Below are 22,509 nucleotides of genomic sequence, written 5' to 3' on the forward strand. Positions count from 1 at the left end.
GCATGGCGGCCGACGCGATCGACCGGGCGATGGGCGCACTCATCGGCGGCGCGCTTGGCGATGCGCTGGGCATGCCGACACAGCTTCTGTCGCCCGCCCGCATCGCCGAGCTCTACGGCCATGTCGAGGGTTTCGTCGCGCCCGCCGGCGACCATCCGGTATCGAAAGGGCTGCCGGCCGGCACGATCACCGACGATACCGAACAGGCGCTGCTGCTCGGCCGCATCCTGGTCAGCTCCGGCAATCGCTTCGATCATGCGCGGTGGGTCAACGCGCTGCTCGACTGGGAGCGCGACGTCAAGGCGCGTGGCAGTTACGACCTGCTCGGACCCTCGACCAAGCGGGCCATCGACGCCATCAATGACGGCGTGCCGGCGGAAGAAGCGGGACGGAGCGGCGACACCAATGGCGCCGCGATGCGGATTGCGCCGGTCGGCATCATGATCCGCCCGGAACCGCTCGATGCGCTGGTTGAGAAAGTCGCGGAAACCTGCCGGGCTACGCACAATACGTCGATTGCGATTGCCTCCGCTGCCGCAGTTGCTGCCGCGGTCAGTCTCGGCATTTCGGGTGGCGACTGGCGCGCCGCTTCCGGCCATGCCGTCGCGGCGGCAAAGCTTGGTGCCGCGCTCGGTCACTGGGTCACCGGCGGCGACATCGCCCAGCGCATCCTCTGGGCCCAGGAACTCGTCCACGGCAAAGGCGACAAAGAGGCGATCCGGTTGATCGTCGATCTGATCGGCACCGGCGTCGCCAGCCAGGAGTCAGTTCCTGCAGCATTCGCCGTGCTGGAGGTTGCCAACGGGGATGCGTGGCGAGCGGCAGTGATCAGCGCCAATCTCGGTGGCGACACCGACACCATAGGCGCCATCGCCGCCGGAATGGCGGGCGCCTGTTCGGGCCTGTCTGGCTTGCCGCAGGATCATGTCGCGGGACTGAAGGGCATCGATCTCGCGGAGGTCGAGACGCTGGCCAATGATCTTGTGGCGGCGCGGATGGCAAAGGCCGGTGGCGGCAAGGAGGACGCCGCATGAGCGGGCGGCTCGTCCATGTCGGCAGCGCGGTGGTCGATTTCGTCTACCGCATCGACGCCCTGCCTGCGCCGGGCACCGAAAAGACCGCGACGAGCTATTCGCGAGTCGCCGGCGGCGGCTTCAACATGATGGTCGCGGCGCGCCGCACCGGCATGAAGGTGGTGTTCGGCGGACAGCTCGGCACCGGGGCAGACGGCGACTTCCTGCGCGCGGCTTTGGCCGCTGAAGGCATCGAGACGCTGACGCCGCCGTCGCCCTTGAAGGACAGCGGCAATTGTGTGGCCATGATCAGCAGCGATGCGGAGCGCACCTTCGTCTCCTGGCCGGGCGCAGAGAGCGTGCTCACACCGGACATGATGGCGCCCGTCCAAGTCGTGCCAGGGGATTGGGTTTTCACCTCCGGCTATACGTTGAGCTACCCTGGTAGCCGCGAAGCGCTCGCCGACTGGATCGAGGCGCTGCCGGCGGAAATTCCCGTCGTCTTCGATCCGACGCCAGTGATCGCGGAGATTCCGCGCCCGATCCTGGACAGGGCGCTTGCGCGCACCGCCTGGCTGAGCTGCAACGAAGATGAGGCCGCCGAAATAGCCGGCCGTGGCGATGCGCAGACCGTCGCGATCCGGCTTCTGGCCGAACACTGCCCAAAAGCCGCGGGCGTGGTGATCCGCGCCGGCGCGCATGGCTGCCTGGTGCGGCTGGCAGAAGGCGGCACGCGCGCGATCCCCGGCTTCGCGGTCAGCGCCGTCGACACCAATGGAGCAGGCGACACGCATATCGGCGCATTCGTCAGCGCATTGTCGCGCGGCCTGCCGCCTTGCGAAGCGGCCCGCTATGCGAACGCGGCGGCGGCCGTTTCCGTCACGCGTCATGGCGGCTCGTCCGCGCCGACCGACAGCGAGATCCAGGAATTCCTCAGCCATCGCGATCAAGGAGCGATCGCGCATGACTGGGAGGACGCGACTGCAACTTAACAAGCCCATCAACCGGGCAAACAATGAGAGGAAAGAAACATGCGCATGCCCAGACTGACCGCTTTTCTGACGGCGACCGCCGTCTTGGTTTCCGCATTCACGCTGGCTGCCCAGGCCGCCGAAGAAGTGCATGTGCTCAACTGGAAGGGCTACGGCGCCGACGAGCCATGGGCGGTCGCCAACTTCGAGAAGGCGACCGGCTTCAAGGTCGTCAACGACTTCTTCAACTCCGAACAGGAGATGCTGACCAAGCTCAGGACCAACCCGGGCCTCTACGACGTCGTCATGATCAACGCCGCCTTCAACGACCAGGCGATGGCCGGCAAGCTGATCCAGCCGATCGATACGTCGAAGCTCTCCAACTATGCCGATATCGCCAAGGACAAGGCCGGCTCGCCCATGCTGAACCACGACGGCAAGGTCTATGGCGTGCCGTGGGTGTGGGGCCTGACCGCGCTAGCCATCAACGAGAAGTCGTTCGACAAGCCGCCGACGAGCATCGCCGAAATGTGGGACCCGGCACATAAGGGCCGCGTCATCATCCGCGACGACGCCGTCGAGGCGGTGCAGTTCGGCGCGATCGCATCGGGGCAGAACATCAACGATATCAAGGATATGGAAGCGGTCAAGGCGAAGCTCACCTCGCTGATGCCGCAGATCAAGACCTTCTGGAGCTCGGAGAACGACTGGAACCAGATGGTCGCCTCCAACCAGATCGATATCGGCACCTATTGGAGCGGCTCCGCCGACCGCGCCAAGACGCATTTCAAGCTGCCGGTCTCGCTGGTCATCCCGCAGGAAGGCGCCGTCGCCTGGCTTGACGCCTTCTCCATCCCGGCTGGTTCCAAGAACGTCGCCGGCGCCGAAGCCTTCATCAACTACATGATCGACCCGAAATTCTATGTCGAATGGGTCACCAAGGTCGGCGCGCCGGTTTCGGCCAACACCAAGGCGGTCGAGGCGCTGCCCGAGGACGCCTTCAACCGCAAGGTCATGGGCAGCCCCGAGGTCGCCAAGCGCATCCAGTTCCAGGCGCCGGTCACGGACGAGCAGCGCGAGAAATACCTGGCGCTGTGGCAGGAGCTGAAGGTCAACGTGAAATAGTTGGCGTCTTACCGGAGGAGAGGCATCATGGCCGAGCAGCTCGCGACCGGTTCGCGCCGCGCACTGCGACCAGCCCTGCCGCTTCTCCTCCCCGCCTATCTGTGGCTGACGGTGGCGATCTTCCTGCCGCTGTCGGCCATGGTGTTCTTCTCCTTCATGACCGACCTTCCGCTAGCCGGGAAGGAATGGGCCTTCACGCTCGGCAACTACGCGGCCTTCTTCTCGCAAAGCCTTTATTCAAAACTGCTGTTCGCCTCGCTGCGGCTCGGCCTCGAGGTCACGCTTTGGTGTGTCGTCATCGGGTATCCGGCGGCTTACGTGCTGGCGAAGGTTCTTAAAGGCCGCAGCCGCGAGGCGATCTTCCTGCTGGTCATCCTGCCTTTCTGGTCGAACGGGCTGGTGCGCATCTTCTCCTGGGCCATGGTGCTGCGTGAGGGCGGCATTCTCGACACTACGCTCAATGCCGTGTTGCCGTCCAAGATCAACATCGATCTCATGTATTCCTACCCGGCCGTCATCATCGGCCTGGTGCACTCCTACGTGCCCTATATGGTGCTGACCTGTTACCTGACGCTGCAGGCGATCGACGATTCGCTGATCGAGGCCGGACGTTCGCTCGGTGCCTCTCGCCTGCAGGTGCTCAAGCGGGTGATCATCCCGCTGTCGATGCCCGGCCTGATCGCGGGCGCGGCGCTGATCTTCGTTCCGGTCGTCGGCTCCTTCATGGAGCCGCGCATCCTCGGCGGCCGCACCGGCACCTTCTACGGCACTGTCATCGAGGACCAGTTCGTCGCCGTCTTCAACTGGCCGCTGGGCGCGGCGCTCTCCTTCATCCTGCTTGCCGTCGTGCTGGTCATCCTGGGGCTCGCGGCACCGGTCTTGCGGAGGGCCGGCTGATGGCGACGACGCGCATTCTGGAGTGGGTCGGGCGCTTCTATATCTTCCTGTTGCTCGGCTTCCTCTATCTGCCGATCATCATCATGGGGCTGATGTCGTTCAACGCCTCGCCTTTTTACCAGCTGCCGTTCGAGTGGACGACGGACTGGTATGCTTCGCTCTGGCAAAACGACCAGCTGATTGCGGCGACCTGGAACAGCATCGAGATCGCGATCATCACGACGATCCTTTCAACGGTGCTTGGTTCGATGGCGTCGCTGGCGCTCTATCGCTACGACTTCCGCGGCAAGAAACTCCTGCAGGCGCTGCTCTTTCCGCCGATCGCCATTCCCTGGCTGATCACCGGCACCGCGATGCTGATCTTCTTCTTCGGCATCGGCATCGGCCGCGGGCTCATTGCGATCCTGCTCGGCCATGTCGCGTTGGCGCTGCCCTACGTCATCGTCGTCGTGTCCGCCCGCCTGCAGACCTTCGCGCCGGAGCTGGAAGAAGCGGCGCGTTCGCTCGGCGCCAATCAGTGGCAGGTAACCGTGCGCGTAACTTTGCCCTGGATTATGCCTGGGGTGATCGCCGGCGGACTGTTCGCCTTCGCCGTCTCCTTCGACCAGTTCGTGGTCTCGTATTTCTTGTCGACCCCCGGCCAGACGACGTTGCCGGTCGAGATCTATGCCGCGATCCGCAAAGGCTTCACGCCCGAGATCAACGCGGTGTCGACAATCATCATCGTGGTGTCGATGGCATTGATGCTGCTCACGGCACGCTTCTTCAAGTTCGGCGGAGAGAAATAATGGCCGGTGTTCAGGTAGCGAACGTCTCCCGCAGCTTTGGTGCGCACAAGGCGCTGGACGATGTCTCGATCGATTTTCCGGACGGCGGCTTCTACGCGCTGCTCGGGCCTTCGGGCAGCGGCAAGACCACGCTGCTCAGGCAGATCGCCGGCTTCGACTTTCCCGATACCGGCCGCATCGCCATCGGCGGCGAAAGCGTCGAGCGCGTGCCGGTCGAGAAGCGACGTATCGGCATGGTGTTCCAGAACTATGCGCTGTTTCCGAACATGAGTGTTGCCGACAATGTCGCGTTCGGCCTTTCGGTGCGCGGCGAGCCGAAGGGCACGATCGCAACGGAAGTGCAGCGGGCGCTCGATCTTGTGCAACTCGGCAAGCTCGGCGGCCGCCGGCCGCACCAGCTTTCCGGCGGCCAGCGCCAGCGCGTGGCGCTTGCGCGCGCCATCGTCACCAAACCGCGCGTGCTCTTGCTCGACGAGCCGCTCGGCGCGCTCGACAAGGCGCTGCGCGTCGACATGCAGATCGAACTGAAGCGCATCCAGCGCGAGATCGGCATCACCACCATCTTCGTCACGCACGACCAGGAAGAGGCGCTGACGATGAGCGACCGCATCGGCATCCTGCGCGACGGCCGACTGGTGCAGGAGGGGCCGCCGGAAGAGATCTACGACAAGCCGCAAAGCGAGTTCGCCGCGACCTTCCTGGGCGACGCCAACATCTTTCGCGGCGATGCGACCGGCAACGGCATCCGGCTACCGGATGGCACGACGATTGCCGCCGGTTCCGGGCCTTCGCTGGCGGCCGGCGCCAAGGCGAGTTGCGCCGTGCGCCCGGAGCGCATCCAGATCTCGACCGGCGCTGGAACGTCCGAAGCGGGATATGCCAACACGCTCAGGGGTCAGGTTTCAAAACGCATCTTCGCCGGCAACAACAGCACCTATTTCGTCGACCGCGATGGACAGACGCTGAAGGTCATTGTCCAGAACACCGGCGCCGAGCGGCTGGCCGAAGGCCAGGAAGTCATACTGCGATGGTCGCCGGAGAGCACGGTGCTGATCGCCGCGTAAGCCGGGTTCCCGGTCCCTGATGGGAAATGATGGCGCGGCCCTTGGCTGACCGCCTGATCCTGGCGTTATATCCAATCCTCGACGGGAGGAATGGATGGCGAGCATGGATTTCGAGCCGGACGTGAAAGTCCGGGTCAAGGACTACCGGATCGGCTGCATCGGCGCCGGCATGATCATGGCCGAGTGCCATCTCGCCGCCTACGCGCAAGCCGGCTTTCCGGTGGTGGCGATCGCCTCGCGAACCAGGGCGAGTGCCGAAAAGGTCGCCGGCCGCTGGGGCATTGCGACCGTCTGCGATACGCCGGAGCGGCTGATCGAAGATAGCCGCGTCGAGATCGTCGACCTTGCCTTCCCGCCGGACCAGCAGCCCGCGCTGATCCGCCGTGCACTGAAGCAGCCGCATATCAAGGCGATCCTGGCGCAGAAGCCGCTGGCGCTCTCGGTCGAGGAAGCGGTGAAGCTGCGCGACGAGGCGGCGGCCTCCGGCAAGATCCTGTCGGTGAACCAGAACATGCGTTACGACCAGTCGATGCGCGTCTTGAAGCAGATCATCGACAGCGGCGCGCTGGGCGAGATCGTCTTCGCCGAGATCGACATGCATGCCATTCCGCACTGGCAGACCTTCCTCGCCGAATATGACCGGCTGACGCTCGCCAATATGAGTGTGCACCACCTCGACGTGCTGCGCTTCCTGTTCGGCGACCCTGACGAAATCACGACGCTGACGCGCAAGGATCCGCGCACCAAGTTCGAACATTCCGACGGCATCACCGTCTCGACGCTGCGCTTTCCCTCCGGCGTGCTTGCGGTGTCGCTGGAGGACGTCTGGTCCGGCCCGCGCCAGGAGGGCTATTCCGACGACGAGCACATCGACTGGCGCGTCGATGGCACCAAGGGCGTCGCCAAGGGCACGATCGGTTGGCCGAAGGGCGTCGCCTCGACGCTGACCTACGCCTCGACAGAGACGACCGGCGGCAGATGGGTCAGCCCGAGCTGGGAGACGATGTGGTTTCCGCATGCCTTCATCGGCGTCATGGAGCAGCTGCAATATGCGCTGAAGACCGGCACGCCGCCGGCGCTTTCGGTTGCCGACAACGTCAACACCATGGCGCTGGTGGAGGCCGGTTACCGGTCGATGGCGGAGGGCCGCACCGTTAGGCTGTCCGAAATTCCTGTCGACCAGGCGGCTAAGAAACAGGGCAATTGAATCGCTTATCGGGAGGACTTCACCTGATGATGCAGGCAGGTATCTTCACAGGCTACTTCCCGTATGAGCTCGAGGAGGTCGCCAGGCGCATCCGGGCGCTCGATTTCAACACCGTGCAGCTCGACCTGCATTTCAAGGATATCGACCTCTCGGCCGGACAGATCACCAGGGACAAGGCGAGGCGGGTGCGCAATACGTTCCGCGACCACAACCTGCCGGTCTGCTGCGTTTCCGGCTATACGAACATCATCCACCCGGACAGGGCCGAGCGCGAGCGGCGGCTTGCCTATCTGAAAGAGATCATCCGGAACGCGCGCGATTTCGGCTCGCCTTACGTGATCTCGGAAACCGGCACCTACAACACCGAATCCGACTGGGTGCATCATCCGAAGAACAAGACCGAGGAGGGTTTTGAGGAGTGCCGCAAGGTGATCTCGGATCTTGCCCAGACTGCCTATGACCACGGCGCGGTGTTCCTGCTCGAAACCTATGTCAACAACGTTGTCGGCTCGGTCGAGGAGACGGTCAGGATGTTCGCTCAGGTCGACCATCCCGGCCTCGGCCTGTTGATGGACCCGACAAACTATTTCGAGGCGCACAACATCGACCGCATGGATCAGGTGCTGAACCAGGTGTTCGACACGCTGACGGACAAGATCAAAATCGCGCATGCCAAGGACGTGAAGCGTTCGGGCGGCGACAAGACGGAGAAGCATGCCGATATCGGCGACGCGGATGCGCATGAGGGGCTGACCTTCCGCGGCGTCGGCGAGATCGAACTGCCGGCGCCGGGTCTCGGCGCGCTGAATTACGATCTCTATCTCAAGCGTCTCAGCGAAAAGCACCCGAACATCCCGGTGATCATCGAGCATCTCGACGAGGAGGACGTGCCGCGCGCCAAGAAATTCCTCGACGGGAAATTCCGCGCCAACGGGCTTTAGTGACGATGACGACCACCGGGACGAAGCGCGACTACAGCCTTGTCGGCGAAAGCACGCGGCTTGCGGTCGAGACCGGGCTTGCCTCGGCCGAGTGGTATCACACCGATGTGCCGCGCAAGGTGATGAAGGAATTGATGCAGCGCTCCGACGGGCCGGCGATCCGCGATACCATCATCTGGATCGCGGCGATCCTGGCATCGGCCGCCGGCATTATCTGGTTCTGGGGCACGTGGTGGGTCGTGCCATTCATGTTAGTCTATGGCGTGCTCTATGGCTCGTCGAGCGACTCGCGCTGGCACGAATGCGGGCACGGCACCGCATTTCGCACGCGCTGGATGAATGATGTCGTCTATCACATCGCCTCGTTCATGCTGATGCGCAATCCGGTGCAGTGGCGCTGGAGCCATGCCCGTCACCACACCGACACCATCATCGTCGGCCGCGATGCCGAGATCGCCGTGATGCGGCCCCCGGACCTCATCAAGGCCGCGCTCGCCTTCACGGGCATTCTCGACTTCCGCTATTCGTTGCCGACACTGGTGCGCCAGGCCTTCGGCAAGCTGTCGGACGACGAGAAGAGCTACATTCCGGAGATGGAGCAGCATAAAGCGGTGATCGCGGCGCGCTGGCATATGGTCGTCTATGCCGCGACGATCGCTGTCGCGATCGCGCTTCGGTCATGGATACCGCTGGTGCTGATCGGCCTGCCGCGTCTCTATGGCACCTGGCACATGGTGATGACCGGCCTGCTGCAGCATATCGGGCTGGCCGACAACGTCACCGACCATCGGCTCAACACGCGAACCGTCTACATGAACCCGATCAGCCGGTTCATCTACTGGAACATGAACTACCATGTGGAGCACCACATGTTCCCGATGGTGCCCTACCATGCGCTGCCCAGACTGCATGAACTGGTCAAGCACGATTTGCCGGAGCCGAACCCGTCGATGTGGCACGCCTATCGAGAGGTCTGGCCGGTGCTGCTCAGGCAGCTGAAATATGAGGACTACTACCTCAAACGCGAATTGCCGCCGACGGCCAAGCCTTATCGCGGCGAATTTCACAAGCTCGACATCACGGCAGCGGCTGCCGAATAAGATCGGTGCGCGGCAGTTGCACGCACCCAATCAGGAGAAGAGAAGATGGCGGGGTGGGTCGAAGCTTGCGCGGTGGGCGACGTGGATGAGGAGGACGTCATCCGCTTCGACCATGGCGGGCGCACCTTCGCGATTTACCGTTCGCCGGACAACGAATTCTTCGCCACCGACGGTTTCTGCACGCATGAAAAGGCGCATTTGGCTGACGGGTTGGTGATGGACGACATCATCGAATGCCCGAAGCACAATGGCCGCTTCAACTACAAGACCGGCCAGGCGAAAGGCGCGCCCGTCTGCGTCAACCTCAAAACCTATCCGGTCAAGGTCGAGGCCGGCAAAGTCTTGATCCAAATCGGCTGATCGGCCGCCCGCCAAGCAACGAAGGAACAGAATCCGATGCGCCAACGAAGGCGATCTCGCCTGGTTCGCCGCCAAGTGCGGCAGCTATTGGGGCGGCCTTGCGGCACGAGCCGGTAAGCTGTCGTCGAGAGATCGGCGCCTATTTCCGTGTCTTGACCACGCCCATCAGGACTTCCGGATAGGTAGCGGCCATCATCCGCTGGTCGGCCTGCGCGGCAAAGATGACGGTGCACCGTTCGGCGTTGAATCGGAAACGGCGTCTGTATTTTTCCTTGTTGAGAATGATCCCGGAGAGGCCGTCGAATTTGCGGAGCAATCGCTTGCGCAGCCCTCTCATCCAGAGCGGACGGCTGAACCGATCGAGCCAGGGCGTATCTTTCGCCAGGTCGCGATAGATCGCCATCGCGGCCAGTTCCACTCCTTCAGGCCTTGGCCACCACGGCTTTCCAAAGGTGAAATGACGCGCGAAGGCTCTATTGAAGGGTATCTGGCTGGAATGGTTGGTCTGGAGGTTCCAGAGCGGATGCATCGTTTGCCAGCGTCCGGCAAAAGCTATGTTGAGCGCTCCCTGATCGAGCTTCGGTACGCGCCGAAGCGCCAGTTCGCGCGCCCGCTCCAACAGCCCTTCGGCGCGGATCATTGGCATGTTCAGCACCAGTATGCCGGCGTTGAAATGCGATGAGCCGGGCTCCATCTCAAGAGACTCGCGGCAGCTCGGATCGAAATAGGTCTGCTCGTCATGGGCCGCCAGGAGTGGGACATTCAGTTCAACGTCGGCCAAGTCGGTGATCGACCGGTTGAAGATAACGTCGGTGTCCACATAGACGAGCCTGTCGTAAGACACGAATACCGCCAGCTTGTCGGCAAGCAGGCGGATGTAGGTTGCGACGCTGAGGTGTCCGGGATCGAAGTCGAATCCCTTCATGAGATCGGACACGTCGACGATCTTGACGGCGGCGCCGAGCAATCGGTCCGCGACCGCCAAATCCTCGGTACCGGCGCCCATATGAAGGATGAAACCGCCGATCGGCGCAGATACGTCGAGTATGCGCCGCGCGCCCAGAACAGCGTATGGGAAATTTTTTGCGTCTGCCGCCAAGACGAAACAGGAACGATGCAAATTAGCCACCCCTCATGTGCCTGGCCTTTCATATCCGAACTCATTGTGCAACCCAAGAGGGTGCCGAAGAACCGCGGGGCGGTGGCATAGGCGGCCGAGCCCGGCCTCCGCTCCGGGGCGCGCGGCCAGTTTTGGCGTAAGGTTGGCTTGGCTGGGTGGTGATCTCGATCTCGTTGGTGGTCCGCAACGAGGAGGTGCCCCGATCTCGTCTAATCGAGCAGTGGGTGCAACGCAGGACGCCAATACCCGTCGGCGAGCACCGCGTGGAGCGCTTCGGCGTTGGATCCCAGCGGCCGGTCTCCCTTAAGCGTCGGCACATGGGCGCGGACGGCCGCGTAGATCGCGCTGGTGGCCGGTGCAAGAGTCAGCCCTTCGCGAAGATCGACGGCCTGTGCGGCGGCCATAAACTCCAGCGCGATCAGCCGCCGCCACAGCACGATCATCTCGACGCATTTGGCGACGGCGAGGGGCGTCTGCGTCGCATGATCCTCGACGCCCTCGGACACGGGCAGGAAGTCGAGCATCACCGGATTGGCCTTGTGGCGGATGGCGGCCAGGATCGCCGTCACCGTCTTCTGCAGTGGCACGAAGCCGGCGGAAGCGCCGCCGACCGGCGAAAGGTATTTCGGCAGGCCATTGCGGCCCGAGCCGGTGAGCTGGATGAAGCGCGCGGCGCACGCCGCTGCGCATTGCGCAATCGCCAGACCTAGCGTCTCGAAGGCCAGCGACAGCGAGGCGGTGTGGAAATTGCCGGTCGACAAAACCTGCGCGTCATCAACGAGCACCAGCGGGTTGTCGGCGGACGCGTTAAGCTCGATCTCGACGGCGAGCCGCGCATGGTCGATCGCCTGGATGAGCGCGCCATGGATGGAGGGCATGCAGCGGATCGACAGGGGATCCTGAAGGGTGGTCGGCGCGGGCGCCTCGTCGCGGGCCAGCAGGTCGCGCAATGCCTTTGCCGCTACCTGCTGGCAGGCGGCCGGCCGCGCCAGATGCAGGCGTGGGTCAAGGATGGTGCGGTTGGCGCCGAACGCTTCCATGGTGAGCGCGCCGGCCTGCTGCTGCTGTTCGAGCGCCGACAGCGCGTCGATGAGCGCCAGCGCGCCGGTGCCGGTGGAAACCGCGGAAGCGTTGATCAGCGACAGACCATCCTTCGGTGCCAGGCCTACGGGCGCAAGGCGCGCCATCGTCAGCGCCTTTGCCGAAGGCATGCGCCTGCCTTGATAGTCGGCATCGCCTTCGCCGATCAGCGTGTGGGCTATCGCGGTCATCAGCACCAGGTCGCCGGCGCCGATCGAGCCCAGCGATGGCATCACCGGATGGATGCCGCCGTTGAGCAGATCGACGAGCGCGGTGAGGACATGCGGCGACAGGCCCGAGCCGCCGGCGCAAAGCATGGCGATGCGGGCAAACATTGCGGCGCGCACGAGCTGGGCAGGCAACGGTTTCCCCAACGCAGCGCCGCGTCCGTCGAGAAGCTGGCGCTGGAAGGCACCGGCATCGCCTTCGACAGCCGTGCCGAGATTGGCGCCCAGCCCGGTGTTCAGCCCATAGATCTGCTGGCCGCCGGCAGCGGCGCCATCGAGGACCTGGCGGGCCTTGCCCAGTTTCTCGATGACCGTCGGCGTGACCTCGATCTTGCCTGCATTGCGCGCGACGGCGGCCACATCCTCGATGCTGACACCGGCGCCGGTAAGAACGAGCGGGGTCATGCGAAGCGCAGCCTCTGGCCGATACCGTTTTGGCCAGCCTTGGCCAGCATCGCCTTGCCGAGCGCGATATCGGAGAGCGACAGGCCGCGATGCCAGAACAGGATCGTCTCGCCGTCGCTTTGCCGGCCCGGCTTGCGGCCGGCCGTGATCTGGCCGAGCTCGGCATGCAGCGTCGCCTGGCTCAGCCGTCCCGTCTCGACATGGGCGCGCAGCGAGCCGAACTTGCCGGTCTTGCACTGACCCCAGTCGTCGACGACGATCTTTTGCATGATGTCGGTAAGCGAAAGCTCCACCGCGCTCATCGTGCCGTAGGGCACGACCAGCGCGCCACGCTTGATCCAGGCGGTCTTGAGCAATGGTTGCGGTTCCGGCAGCCGCGAGGCCTCGACAACGATGTCGGCGCCTTCGACGCAGCTTTTCCAGTCAGCCACGGCCATGACCGGCTTGCCGAGATCGGCGGCAAGCTTCGCGGCGAAACCGTCGCGGCTTTCGGGGCGGCGCGAATGGACGCGGATCTCGTCGAAGTCGAAGAGGTGATCGAGCAGGCGCACGTTCCAGTAGGCGGTGCCGCGCGCGCCGATATGACCCAGCACTCTGGATGATTTTTTCGCCAGATGCTTGGCGCCGATGGCGGTGATGGCGCCGGTGCGCATATCGGTGATCACGGTGGCGTCGAGAATGGCGCGCGGCGCGCCGGTGCGCGGGTCGAAGAGATTGAGGATGCCGAATTCGGACGGGAGGCCTTGCAGGTAGTTATCGACATAGTCGCCGACGATCTTCACGCCGGCCGCATCAAGCGGCGCCACATAGCCGCGCAGCACGTTGAAATGGCCGTGGAAGGACGGATCCGGCTCGAGATGGACGCGAGGCTCGATCACCGTCTGCCCGTTGCCCTGGGCGACGAGCCCGGCTTCGACGGCGCCGATGATCTCGGCATCGCTCATACCAAGGGCTTCAATGTCGAGAGCATTGAGGTAGTCGATATAGATGGGCTTCATCCCAGGTTTTCCCTCCCAAGCCCCACTCTCCATAACAGGCGGCGAGGCTACACGAAAGTTTGTTGGATAAAGTCTGGACTGGTTCAGCCTTATGCTGTTCAACCAGCGCGTCATGACCAGCATTCCCGACAACGAGGCATTGCCCCAGGCCCTGCCGATGGCGGCGCGCCAGGCGCGGCGCGTGGCGCTCATTGTCGCCGTCGCCTTCTTCATGCAGTTCCTCGACTCGACGATAATCTCGACGTCGCTGCCGCAGATGGGGCAGTCCTTCGGCGTGCCGGCGGTGGCGATGAGCATCGGCATCACCGCCTATATGCTGACCATGGCGGTGTTCGTGCCGCTGTCGGGCTGGCTCGCCGACCGTTTTGGCGCGCGCAACATCTTTCTTGTCGCCATCGCGCTGTTCACGCTGGCCTCGATCGCCTGCGGGTTCTCCGAGAGCCTTGCCGCCTTCGTCGCTGCGCGCGTGGTGCAGGGGCTAGGCAGCGCGCTGATGACGCCCGTCGGCCGCATCCTCGTGCTGCGCAATGCCGCCAAGTCGGAGCTGCTTGCGGCGACGGCGCTAATCACCTGGCCGGCGCTGTTCGCGCCGGTGATCGGCCCGGTGCTCGGCGGCTTCATCACCACCTATCTGTCCTGGCACTGGAATTTCTTCATCAACGTTCCGCTGGGACTGGCGGGGCTGCTGCTGGTCGCCCGCTTCGTCACGGACGATCGCGAATCCGAGACCAAGCCGCTGGACTGGCCGGGCTTTTTCCTGACCTCTCTGGGTCTCGCGCTGCTGCTTTACGGACTGGAGCGCCTCGCGCATCCCGAGGACGGCCTTGTGCCGACGGTCGGCCTGATCGCCGCCGGCATGCTGGTCGGATGGCTGGCGGTGCGCCACCTGGCGCGCACGCCGCATCCATTGCTCGACCTCTCCGCCTTCAAGGTGCTGACCTTCGCCATCTCGACGCTGGTGGCAGGCACGGTCTTCCGTGTCGCCATCAACGCCACGCCATTCCTGTTGCCGCTGCTCTTCCAGGTCGGCTTCGGGATGCGGCCGGTCGATGCGGGCCTGCTGATCCTCGCCTATTTCCTTGGCAATCTCGGCATGAAGGCGGTCACGACACCCACTTTGCGCCGCTTCGGCTTCCGCCGCGTCCTGGTCATCAACGGGCTGATCGCCTCGCTGGCGATCATCGCCTGCGGGGCGATCTCGCCCGGGACGCCGCAGGCCATTGTGGTGGCCCTGATGCTGGTCGCCGGCCTGTCGCGCTCGATGCAGTTCACGGCGCTGAACACGCTTGCCTTCGCGGATATCGGCGCGCCGCAGCGCAGCTCGGCCGCCACGCTCTCCAGCATGCTGCAGCAGGTAGCGATGCTATTTGGCGTGGCCGTGGCCGCGGCGATCCTCAACCTGTCGCAGATCGTGCGGAGCGGTGAGGCGCCCGATCTGATGGACTTCAGGATCGCCTTCGTGGTGATCGGCCTGATCGGGCTGGTGGCAGCGATGCGTTTCCTGACCCTGCCGGCCAGTGCGGGTGCAGAGGTCTCAGGTCATACGGCGCGGGATTGAAACGGGCTTTTAGAGCGGTCAGCTTTTCGTGGAATTGCTGATCCGCTCTAAGCGTTTGTTTTTACGCAATTCCGGGCGGATAACCGCCACGCAATTTTCCTGGAATTGCTCCGGAGCTTGCATGTCACGCTGGCCGGTAGACCTTGTCGGCCGTGTTCCAGAAGATATCCGCCTCGGCCTTCGGGCCGTGCCTGGCCACCGCGGCGCGGTGCGCCTTGATCAGCTCGGCATGGCTGGTCCAGAGCTTCTCGATCGGGAAGTTCGAGCCGAACATCAGGTGATCGCTGCCCAGAATCTCGATTGCATTGTCGACGATGTAGGCGATGAGTTCCGGGTCGTTGCGATGCGCGAATGTGCCGAGCCCCGACAGCTTGGCGTAAAAGTTTGGCGCTGCCGAGAGCGTGCGGAGGCCGGCCTTCCACGCCTCTGTCGTTTCCGGCTCCATTCCGGTCAGCATACCGGCATGAGTGAGGATGAAGTTCGTTTCCGGGTTTTCGCCGACCAGCATCTGCCCGTCTTTCATCTGCGCCGGGAAGAGTTGCAGGTCGAAGGACAGGCTATAGTCCTTCAGCCGCGCCACGTTTTTCCGCACCTTGGGGTCGATCACCTGGTCGGCGGAAGCGGCGAAGCGGAAGGCAGGCGTCTCGTGCCAATGGAGTTGCATGCGCACGCCGCGCAGCAGCGGATACTTTTTCAAGAGGTCGATTTGCGGCCGGACATCGTCGACCGTCATGTCGGCATAGCCGACGATGGCTTGCGGCCAGCCGGTCTCGTCCGCAGTCTTTTGCAGGAAGGCGACCTCCTTCTCGAAATCCTCCTTGGCCCAGTTGGTCTGGACATAGACGGCCTTCTCGACACCGGAGCCGTTCTGGTCGTCGAGGAATTCCTCGATCGGATAGTCGCGGCGGATCGGCTCATAGGGGCCGAAGATGCGCGGCACCATCGGGCCGACCAGCCAGGGCTGGTCCTTTCGGCGCCAGATGTGGAAATGCGCGTCGATCGCATTCTGCATCACGATACCCTTTTCCAGATGGCTTCGGCCGCCGGAGCGGGGCGGGAGAGCGACAGGATGAAGTCGGTCAGACTTCTGACCGACGAGCCGTCGACCAGATCGTCGAGCAGCGGCAGGATGGCGCGCAACGCCGCCGTCGCCGGGCGAAAACGCGGATCGCCGGCGAGCGGCGTCGCCAGCGACAGCCGGAAGGCGCGGGCGCTGAGCCGCCGCATCGCGATTTCGAGGTCGGAATGGTCGCCACGTTCCAGCGCGTCCGACAGGATCACCACCGCCGCCCCGCGCGCGAAGGCGGAAAAGCGCGGCACCGAAAGAAAGGCGAGCAGCGTCGGCCCGATGCGGGTGCCGCCGTCCCAGTCCTCGACCAGGGCTCCCGCGCGGGCCAGCGCCTGCTCGCGGTCGCGGATGCGCAACGCGGAAGTGATGCGGGTGAGGCGCGTGCCGAAGGTGAAGACTTCGGCACGGTCCGCGCCTTGTACCGTTGCGTGGGCAAGCTTCAGGTAATCGGCCGTATGCAGCTTCATCGAGCCGGAGACATCGATGAGCAGGAGCAGTTTGCGGAGCACGAGCCGGCGGCGGCGCAGCAGCGGCGAAGGGATGTCGCCATCGGCGCTGACGATTTCGCTGAGAGAGCGTCGGAGGTCGAGCGTGCCGCGCGAGCGGGTGCGCGCGGTGCGGAAGGAACGGCGAGCGGGGAGGGCCGAAGCCAGCCGCCGGCGGAATGAGGCAAGGCTGTCGGGATCGCGCTGGAAATCGCGGCTGCTCAGTTGCTCGAGCGCCGATGACAGCTCGCCGCCTTTCTCCTTGCGAACGGCCTGGCTTGCTTCTTCGCGCGTGCCGCGATCGTCCTTGACGCGCTTTTCGTCGTCCTTTTCGCCACCGATCGAAGGCTTGGCATCACCGTAGAAATAGGCGCGGAAACGCGCCTCGAATTCGCTGCGGCGGTCGGGCGGGGGTGCCAGAGTCGCCAGTGCCGCCTCGCGAATGTCGTTCATCGAGCGCGGCCCAAGCAATGTCACCGCCTGCATCAAGGTGGTGATCTGCTCAGGCGCGATGGCGAAGGCGTGTCGGCGCAACAGCCGGGCGAAGCCCAGGAACGGTGCGGCGGCGCGGGGCAGGCTTTCCGGACGCCTCATTCCTTCGCGCCCCCCTCTGTCCTGCCGGACATCTCCCCCACGAGGGGGGAGATTGGCAGCTTGGGCGCTCCGCTCAGCCTTGCAACGTTGAAGATTGGCGAAAGTGGTCGCGACATCTGATCTCCCCCCTTGCGGGGGAGATGTCCGGCAGGACAGAGGGGGGTGCTGTCCCGCCAGCGCTGCGGGATAGGCGAGCGACGTCTGTCAGCCGCTGGCTCGGCTAGACAATGCATCACCCCACCGCCTCCTCGACAATCCCCTCCAACTCCGGCGCAATCGCCGACAGGTCCTCCTCGTCCTTGATCAGCACGCCGATGGCGCGGCGGAAGGCTTGCGGCCATGGGCTGCCGCCTTTTTCGAGGATGGTCGCGGCGTTCGCCCATTCGACCGCTTCGGCAATCCCCGGCGGCTTGGCCAGCGGGCGAGCGCGGATCTCCTGCACGGCCTTGGCCACCGCGCGCGCCGTCGCCTCCGCTACATCGCCGGCGCGCAGCATGATGATCTCGGCCTCGCGCGCGGCGTCGGGATAGCCGATCCAGTGATAGACGCAGCGCCGCCGCAGCGCTTCGGCAAGCTCGCGGGTGCGGTTCGAGGTCAGGATGACGATCGGCTGCGTTGCCGCGCGGATCGTGCCGCGTTCCGGAATGCTGATCTGGAAGTCGGAGAGGAATTCCAAGAGCAGCGCCTCGAACTCGTGATCCGAACGGTCGATCTCGTCGACCAGCAGCACGCGCTGCTCCGGCGCGCGCAACGCCTGCAGCAGCGGCCGCGCAATCAGGAAGCGGTCGTCATAAATGTCGATCTCGTGCTCGCCGGCATGGCGGATGGCGAGCAACTGGCGCTGGTAGTTCCATTCGTAGAGCGCATGCGCGGCATCGATGCCTTCATAGCATTGCAGCCGCACTAGTTCGCGGCCGAGCAGGTCGGCAATCGCCTTCGCAGCCTCGGTCTTGCCGACGCCCGGCGCGCCTTCGAGCAGCAGCGGCTTGCCCAGGCGGATCGCCAGGAAGATCGCGGTGGCAAGGCTGTCGTCGGCCAGGTAGCGCGAAGCGGCAAGGCGTGCGGCCACCGCTTCCGGCGAAGCCGCGATCTCTACTGCGTCGGCGCGGGTCATCGTTCCGCTCAGCCCGCGGCCTTTGCCTTCAGCGCGCGCAGGATGCGTTCGGGCGTGATCGGCAAGGTATCGACGCGGACCCCGACCGCGTCGAAGACGGCGTTGGCGACTGCGGGAATCTGCGGGTTGGCGCACATCTCGCCCGGTCCCTTGGCGCCGAACGGCCCGTCGGCAGAAGGACGCTCCAGCACGATGATCTCGGTCTCGGCAAGATCGCCGGGGCCGGGCATCAGATATTGGTTGAAGTCGGTGCCGCCATGGTCGCGGCTTGGGTAATAAGGTTCGGTCGTTTCGTAGAGCGCATGGCTGATGCCCATCCAGGAGCCGCCGACCAGCTGCTGCTCGACCATCTTCGGGTTGAGCGCGCGGCCGATCTCGAAGACGTTCTTCACGGTAAGCACCGTCACTTCGCCGGTCTCGTCGTCGACCTCGACCTCGACCAGGGTGCAAGCATGGGCGTAGCAGGTCGAAGGCTTCATCGCGCCGGTCTCCTTGTCCGGATAGGAGCGCGGGATCAAGAACATGCCGCGGCCGGAGATCGAACGGCCGCGCTTGAAATGCGCCGACAGCGCGACGTCGAAAATCGAGATCGACTTCTGCGGCGCGCCTTTCACCACGATGTTGCCGTGGCCGTCGGTTTCCAGGTCGGACGCATCCACTTCCAGCTCCTCGGCAGCCACCTCCAGCATCACCTGGCGGGCTTCCTTGGCCGCCTGGATGACGGCGTTGCCGGCGCGGTGCGTGCCGCGCGAGGCAAACGTCCCCATGCAGTGCGGGCCGGTGTCGGTGTCAGCGGTGTCGATGATGACGCGATCGGTCGGCACGCCGATCGTCTCGGCGCAAATCTGCGCCATGATCTGCTTCATGCCTTGGCCGAGATCGACGCTCGAAAGCGTCACCATGAAATTGCCGGTCGGCGTCGAATGGACCAGCGCTTGGGTCGGGTCGCCGCCGAGATTCATGCCGGTCGGATAGTTGATCGCGGCGACGCCGCGTCCACGCCGTATCGCCACCTCAAGCTCCCTTCCTGTAGGAAGACATCGTCATATATTTCTCCGCCACCGGCCAGTTGGCGGCGCGCGCGGCTTCCTGCATGCATTCGATCAGCGCGGCGCCCTCGGTCGGCTGGCGATGCGCTTTCATGTCGCCGTCGCGATAGGCGTTGATGAAGCGGAATTCGAGCGGGTCCATGCCGATCAGCCGCGCCAGCTTGTCCATCTGCACCTCCAGCGCGAAGTCGCCGATGGTCACGCCGAAGCCGCGCATGGCGGAGGAGGGGGTTCGGTTGGTGTAGACGCAGTAGGTGTCGATCCAGACATTCGGGATCGTGTAGGGTCCGGGATAATGCGCGGCGCCCTTCTGGGCGCCATAGGGCGAATGGCGCGAATAGGCGCCGGCATCGGTATAGCCGGTGACCTTGCGGGCGACGATGCGGCCGTCCTTCATGACGCCGTCCTTGATGACGACCTTCTCGGCCGCGCGTGGCGAGGAGATCTGCATCTCCTCCTCGCGGCTGTAGATGAAGGAGACCGGACGCCCGGTGAGCTTGGCGGCGAGGATGGCGATCGGCTCGACGATGACGTCGACCTTGCCGCCGAAGCCGCCGCCGACCGTGCCGCCGACGAAATGCAGCTTGCTGCCAGGCATCTGCAGGATGATCGAAGTGTTGTCGAGGGTGAAGAACATCGCCTGCGTGTTGGTGTAGCAGGTGAAGCGGTCGTTGCCCTCGGGCGCCACGACACAGCCGGTGGTCTCGGTCGGCGCGTGCTCGATCGGCGAGGACTGGTAGCTCTGCTCGAGGATGTGGTCGGCCTCGCCAAATCCTGTCTCGACATCGCCGAAGCGCACCTTGCGGCACTCGCCGCTGTCGTAGAGGTAGTAGTTCCGGCCATGATATTCGTTGACGATCGGCGCGCCGGGCTTCAGCGCTTCGTCCATGTCGAAGACGGCCGGCAGAACCTCGTAGTCGACCTTGACCCTGGCGGCCGCCTCCTGCGCGGCGCGCTCGGTCTCGGCCAGCACCGCCACCACGGCCTCGCCCTTCCAGCGCACCTTGCCGTCGGCGAGCACCGTCTCGTCCTCGGGACCGATCTGGATCAGGATCAGGATGGTGTAGACGTTGTGCGGCACGTCTTTCGCGGTCAAGACCCTCACCACGCCCGGATGCTTTTCCGCCTCGGATGTGTCGATCGAACGGATGCGGGCATGATGATGCGGACTGCGCACCATCTTCAGGTGCAGCAAGCCCGGAAAATTGCGGTCGGCGAAATAGGCGGTCTGGCCGGTGACATGTCCTGGCGAATCGAGGCGCGGCCGCGGCTGGCCGATTTCGTTGAGGCCGTCCTTGCGGACATCGGCGAAATAATCCTTGCGCAGTTCCATGGCGATCCTCAGGCGGCGTTCTGCGAATTGGCGCGCGCCGCAAGCAGCACAGCCTGGATGATCGGCTCGTAGCCGGTGCAGCGGCAGATGTTTCCGGAGAGCGCCTCGACCACGTCCTCGCGGCTCGGGTTTGGCGTGCGGTCCAGCAGCACTTTTGCCGCCATGATCATGCCCGGCGTGCAGAAGCCGCATTGCGTGGCGAAGGCATCAAGAAAGGCGCGCTGCAGCGGATGCAGCACGCCGCCTTGGGCAAGACCTGCTGTCGTCCTGATGTCGGCGCCGTTGCAGGTTTCGGCGAGCGTCAGACAGCAGAGCTTCAACTCGCCGTCGATGATCACCGAGCAGGCGCCGCAGGTGCCCTGATGACAGCCGCCCTTCGGCGAGGTGTCGCCGATCTTGTCCCTGAGCGCATGGAGCAGCGTCGTGCCGCTCTCGATGAATTCGGCCTTTTCCGAGCCGTTGAGCGTGAACTGGACTGGTACCTTCGCCATTTTTCCTCCTTGCGCCTGCCCCGACGCCGGGACAGACGCCTCCCCAACGGATGGTCAACTCAGCAATAGTCGACCGAGATGGACCGGCAGGACCTGCCCGCGATACCAGGCGCTGGCGATCGGGTCGGTGATCGGCGCAATGCCGTCGCTCGCGGCACTCAGCGCCGGCGCGATTTCCTCAGCCGTGAGCTTGTGGCCGAGCAGCGCCTTTTCCGCCGCCTTGGCCCGCATCGGCCGGTCGGCCATGCAGCCCAGCGCGATGCGTGCCGAGGTCACCGTGCCATCGGCCGTCCGCTGCAGGAGCGCAGCGATGCTCAGCACCGATATGCCCTTCGGCTTGACCCGCGAGACTTTGAGGAAGCGGAAGCTCTCCGCCCTGGGCAAGGAGAACTCGACGGCGGTGACGATGGCGCGGCCGGCATCGCGGCCAGCAAGGAAGGCCTCCATCGGCGTCTCACCGTCCTCGGTGGCGACGGAGGCATCCAACGCCAGGAGTGCCACGGCGAAATCGCCGTATGGGGCGGGGGCGAAGAGGTTGCCGCCAACGGTCGCCATGTTGCGGATCGCGGGGCCGCCGACGGCGCGCGCGGCCGGCGCGAGCGGGGCAAGCTCCGGTTGGCGGGCGATCGCCGCCATGGTGACGGAAGCGCCAAGCCGGGCCTTACCGTTGGAAACGCTGATCGCCGACAGAGAAGGCTCGGTGACACGGATTAGGTTCGATACGGAAACGTCGCCCTCATTGGCGGCGCGAATGACGAGAGTGCCGCCGCCGAGATAGAGCGTGCCGGACACTTGTAATGCCGCGTTTGCGTCTTTCACCGTCGAGAAAGTCTGCAGCGCAAGGCTCATGACGCGCTCCTCCCATCCTCAGCCCTGGCCGGCGAAATGGCTCTTCAAGGCATTGAAGCCGCCCTGGAAGACATTGGCGCCCATGCCCTCGGCCAGCTTGTCTGCTTCCGCCGGCGCGGCGTCGAAGCTGGCGGTCCATTCGGCGTAGGTGCGATTGCCGTCGGTCACGCGGCGCAACTGCAGCGTCGCCTTGTGGTTGGTGATCGGCTGCGGCGTCTCGAGGATCGCGTAGCTGACCAAAAAGTTTTCGTCCGAGAAGTCGAGCAGCTTTTCGCGTAGCCGCGCGCCGCTGACTAGTTGGAAATTGCGTACGCAGCCGATCGTGGCGGCGTCCTTGCCGTCCTCGATATGGCTCTCAACCATGCGCGGGTGCCAGTTCGGCAGGGCGTTGAAGTCGCGGATGCGCGCCCAGACCTGTTCGACCGGCGCATCGATGACGCTCGAAATGGTGACTCTCGCCATATGCTCGTTCCCTTGCAAAGATGGCAAGAAGGCTAGGGCGGCCGGCTCGCCGGCGCTTATCAACGCGTCTTGCGCGCGTATCAAGCAGTCTGAAAATCGATCCGAAGCAGCTGGAGCATGATGCCGAAAAGTGTGAAGCGGTTTTCGCACGACATCATGCTCTATCTCTTTGATTTAGAGCCGGATTCAGATTTCAGGCCGATTCGACC

The 22,509-nt window shown here is 64.4% G+C and carries 22 protein-coding genes; 11 read left to right on the top strand and 11 right to left on the bottom strand.

Features of this window, described 5'->3' with window-relative positions; genetic code table 11:
- The first annotated feature begins 2 nt into the window (after positions 1-2).
- The 10 genes from CK220_RS18830 to CK220_RS18875 all read left to right on the top strand — a co-directional run bounded on the left by CK220_RS18830 (position 3) and on the right by CK220_RS18875 (position 9,466).
- The gene (locus CK220_RS18830; protein WP_095812959.1) at positions 3-1,034 is read left to right on the top strand and encodes an ADP-ribosylglycohydrolase family protein; all 1,032 of its coding nucleotides are present in this window, start codon (positions 3-5) and stop codon (positions 1,032-1,034) included.
- Complete coding sequence (locus CK220_RS18835; protein WP_095812960.1) at positions 1,031-2,005, top strand: PfkB family carbohydrate kinase; 975 nt, start codon at positions 1,031-1,033, stop codon at positions 2,003-2,005. Before CK220_RS18830 ends, CK220_RS18835 begins: the two co-directional genes overlap by 4 nt.
- Before the next feature lie 39 nt (positions 2,006-2,044).
- Entirely contained in the window at positions 2,045-3,109 is a 1,065-nt protein-coding gene (locus tag CK220_RS18840) for an ABC transporter substrate-binding protein (protein WP_095812961.1), read from the top strand.
- 27 nt (positions 3,110-3,136) lie between these two features.
- Positions 3,137-4,006, top strand: coding sequence for an ABC transporter permease (locus tag CK220_RS18845; protein WP_095812962.1), 870 nt, complete (start codon positions 3,137-3,139; stop codon positions 4,004-4,006).
- Complete coding sequence (locus CK220_RS18850; RefSeq protein WP_095812963.1) at positions 4,006-4,794, top strand: ABC transporter permease; 789 nt, start codon at positions 4,006-4,008, stop codon at positions 4,792-4,794. Before CK220_RS18845 ends, CK220_RS18850 begins: the two co-directional genes overlap by 1 nt.
- Entirely contained in the window at positions 4,794-5,858 is a 1,065-nt protein-coding gene (locus CK220_RS18855) for an ABC transporter ATP-binding protein (RefSeq protein ID WP_095812964.1), read from the top strand. The genes CK220_RS18850 and CK220_RS18855 overlap by 1 nt, the downstream gene beginning before the upstream one ends.
- 94 nt (positions 5,859-5,952) lie before the next feature.
- Positions 5,953-7,065 carry a Gfo/Idh/MocA family oxidoreductase gene (locus CK220_RS18860; RefSeq protein WP_095812965.1) on the top strand — a complete coding sequence of 371 codons (1,113 nt, stop codon included), beginning with the start codon at positions 5,953-5,955 and terminating at the stop codon, positions 7,063-7,065.
- Positions 7,066-7,091: 26 nt separating this feature from the next.
- Positions 7,092-8,006 (top strand): sugar phosphate isomerase/epimerase, encoded by a 915-nt coding sequence (locus tag CK220_RS18865; RefSeq protein WP_095812966.1) that lies wholly within the window; start codon positions 7,092-7,094, stop codon positions 8,004-8,006.
- A 5-nt stretch (positions 8,007-8,011) separates the two neighbouring features.
- Positions 8,012-9,106 carry a fatty acid desaturase family protein gene (locus CK220_RS18870; RefSeq protein WP_095813019.1) on the top strand — a complete coding sequence of 365 codons (1,095 nt, stop codon included), beginning with the start codon at positions 8,012-8,014 and terminating at the stop codon, positions 9,104-9,106.
- A 45-nt stretch (positions 9,107-9,151) separates the two neighbouring features.
- On the top strand, positions 9,152-9,466 hold the full coding sequence (locus CK220_RS18875; RefSeq protein ID WP_095812967.1) for a MocE family 2Fe-2S type ferredoxin: 315 nt from the start codon (positions 9,152-9,154) through the stop codon (positions 9,464-9,466).
- Positions 9,467-9,605: 139 nt separating this feature from the next.
- Here CK220_RS18875 and CK220_RS18880 read toward each other — a convergent pair whose 3' ends face one another.
- The 3 genes from CK220_RS18880 to CK220_RS18890 all read right to left on the bottom strand — a co-directional run bounded on the left by CK220_RS18880 (position 9,606) and on the right by CK220_RS18890 (position 13,296).
- Positions 9,606-10,472 carry a glycosyltransferase gene (locus CK220_RS18880; protein ID WP_141245165.1) on the bottom strand — a complete coding sequence of 289 codons (867 nt, stop codon included), beginning with the start codon at positions 10,470-10,472 and terminating at the stop codon, positions 9,606-9,608.
- 323 nt (positions 10,473-10,795) lie between these two features.
- Complete coding sequence (hutH, locus tag CK220_RS18885; protein WP_095812969.1) at positions 10,796-12,298, bottom strand: histidine ammonia-lyase; 1,503 nt, start codon at positions 12,296-12,298, stop codon at positions 10,796-10,798.
- The gene (locus CK220_RS18890; protein ID WP_095812970.1) at positions 12,295-13,296 is read right to left on the bottom strand and encodes an ornithine cyclodeaminase family protein; all 1,002 of its coding nucleotides are present in this window, start codon (positions 13,294-13,296) and stop codon (positions 12,295-12,297) included. The genes hutH and CK220_RS18890 overlap by 4 nt, the downstream gene beginning before the upstream one ends.
- 112 nt (positions 13,297-13,408) lie before the next feature.
- Here CK220_RS18890 and CK220_RS18895 point away from each other — a divergent pair, with 112 nt between their 5' ends.
- Positions 13,409-14,854, top strand: a complete 1,446-nt coding sequence (locus tag CK220_RS18895) for a DHA2 family efflux MFS transporter permease subunit (protein ID WP_095813020.1) — start codon at positions 13,409-13,411, stop codon at positions 14,852-14,854.
- 124 nt (positions 14,855-14,978) lie between these two features.
- Here the strand turns inward: CK220_RS18895 and CK220_RS18900 are convergent, their stop codons facing one another.
- The 8 genes from CK220_RS18900 to CK220_RS18940 form a co-directional block, all read right to left on the bottom strand.
- The gene (locus CK220_RS18900) at positions 14,979-15,866 is read right to left on the bottom strand and encodes an amidohydrolase (protein ID WP_176479132.1); all 888 of its coding nucleotides are present in this window, start codon (positions 15,864-15,866) and stop codon (positions 14,979-14,981) included.
- The gene (locus CK220_RS18905) at positions 15,866-17,002 is read right to left on the bottom strand and encodes a VWA domain-containing protein (RefSeq protein ID WP_095812972.1); all 1,137 of its coding nucleotides are present in this window, start codon (positions 17,000-17,002) and stop codon (positions 15,866-15,868) included. The genes CK220_RS18900 and CK220_RS18905 overlap by 1 nt, the downstream gene beginning before the upstream one ends.
- Before the next feature lie 232 nt (positions 17,003-17,234).
- The gene (locus tag CK220_RS18915; protein WP_095812973.1) at positions 17,235-18,116 is read right to left on the bottom strand and encodes a MoxR family ATPase; all 882 of its coding nucleotides are present in this window, start codon (positions 18,114-18,116) and stop codon (positions 17,235-17,237) included.
- 8 nt (positions 18,117-18,124) lie between these two features.
- Positions 18,125-19,129, bottom strand: a complete 1,005-nt coding sequence (locus tag CK220_RS32805; protein ID WP_095812974.1) for a molybdopterin cofactor-binding domain-containing protein — start codon at positions 19,127-19,129, stop codon at positions 18,125-18,127.
- Between the two features lies 1 nt (position 19,130).
- Positions 19,131-20,498 (bottom strand): xanthine dehydrogenase family protein molybdopterin-binding subunit, encoded by a 1,368-nt coding sequence (locus CK220_RS32810; protein WP_095812975.1) that lies wholly within the window; start codon positions 20,496-20,498, stop codon positions 19,131-19,133.
- Between the two features lie 8 nt (positions 20,499-20,506).
- The gene (locus tag CK220_RS18930; protein ID WP_095812976.1) at positions 20,507-20,989 is read right to left on the bottom strand and encodes a (2Fe-2S)-binding protein; all 483 of its coding nucleotides are present in this window, start codon (positions 20,987-20,989) and stop codon (positions 20,507-20,509) included.
- Between the two features lie 54 nt (positions 20,990-21,043).
- Positions 21,044-21,838: an FAD binding domain-containing protein gene (locus tag CK220_RS18935; protein ID WP_095812977.1), complete on the bottom strand. Its 795-nt coding sequence runs from the start codon at positions 21,836-21,838 to the stop codon at positions 21,044-21,046.
- Positions 21,839-21,856: 18 nt separating this feature from the next.
- Positions 21,857-22,300, bottom strand: coding sequence for an SRPBCC family protein (locus CK220_RS18940; protein WP_095812978.1), 444 nt, complete (start codon positions 22,298-22,300; stop codon positions 21,857-21,859).
- Positions 22,301-22,509 lie beyond the last annotated feature (209 nt).

It is taken from the genome of Mesorhizobium sp. WSM3860, assembly GCF_002294995.1.
GTDB lineage: Bacteria > Pseudomonadota > Alphaproteobacteria > Rhizobiales > Rhizobiaceae > Mesorhizobium.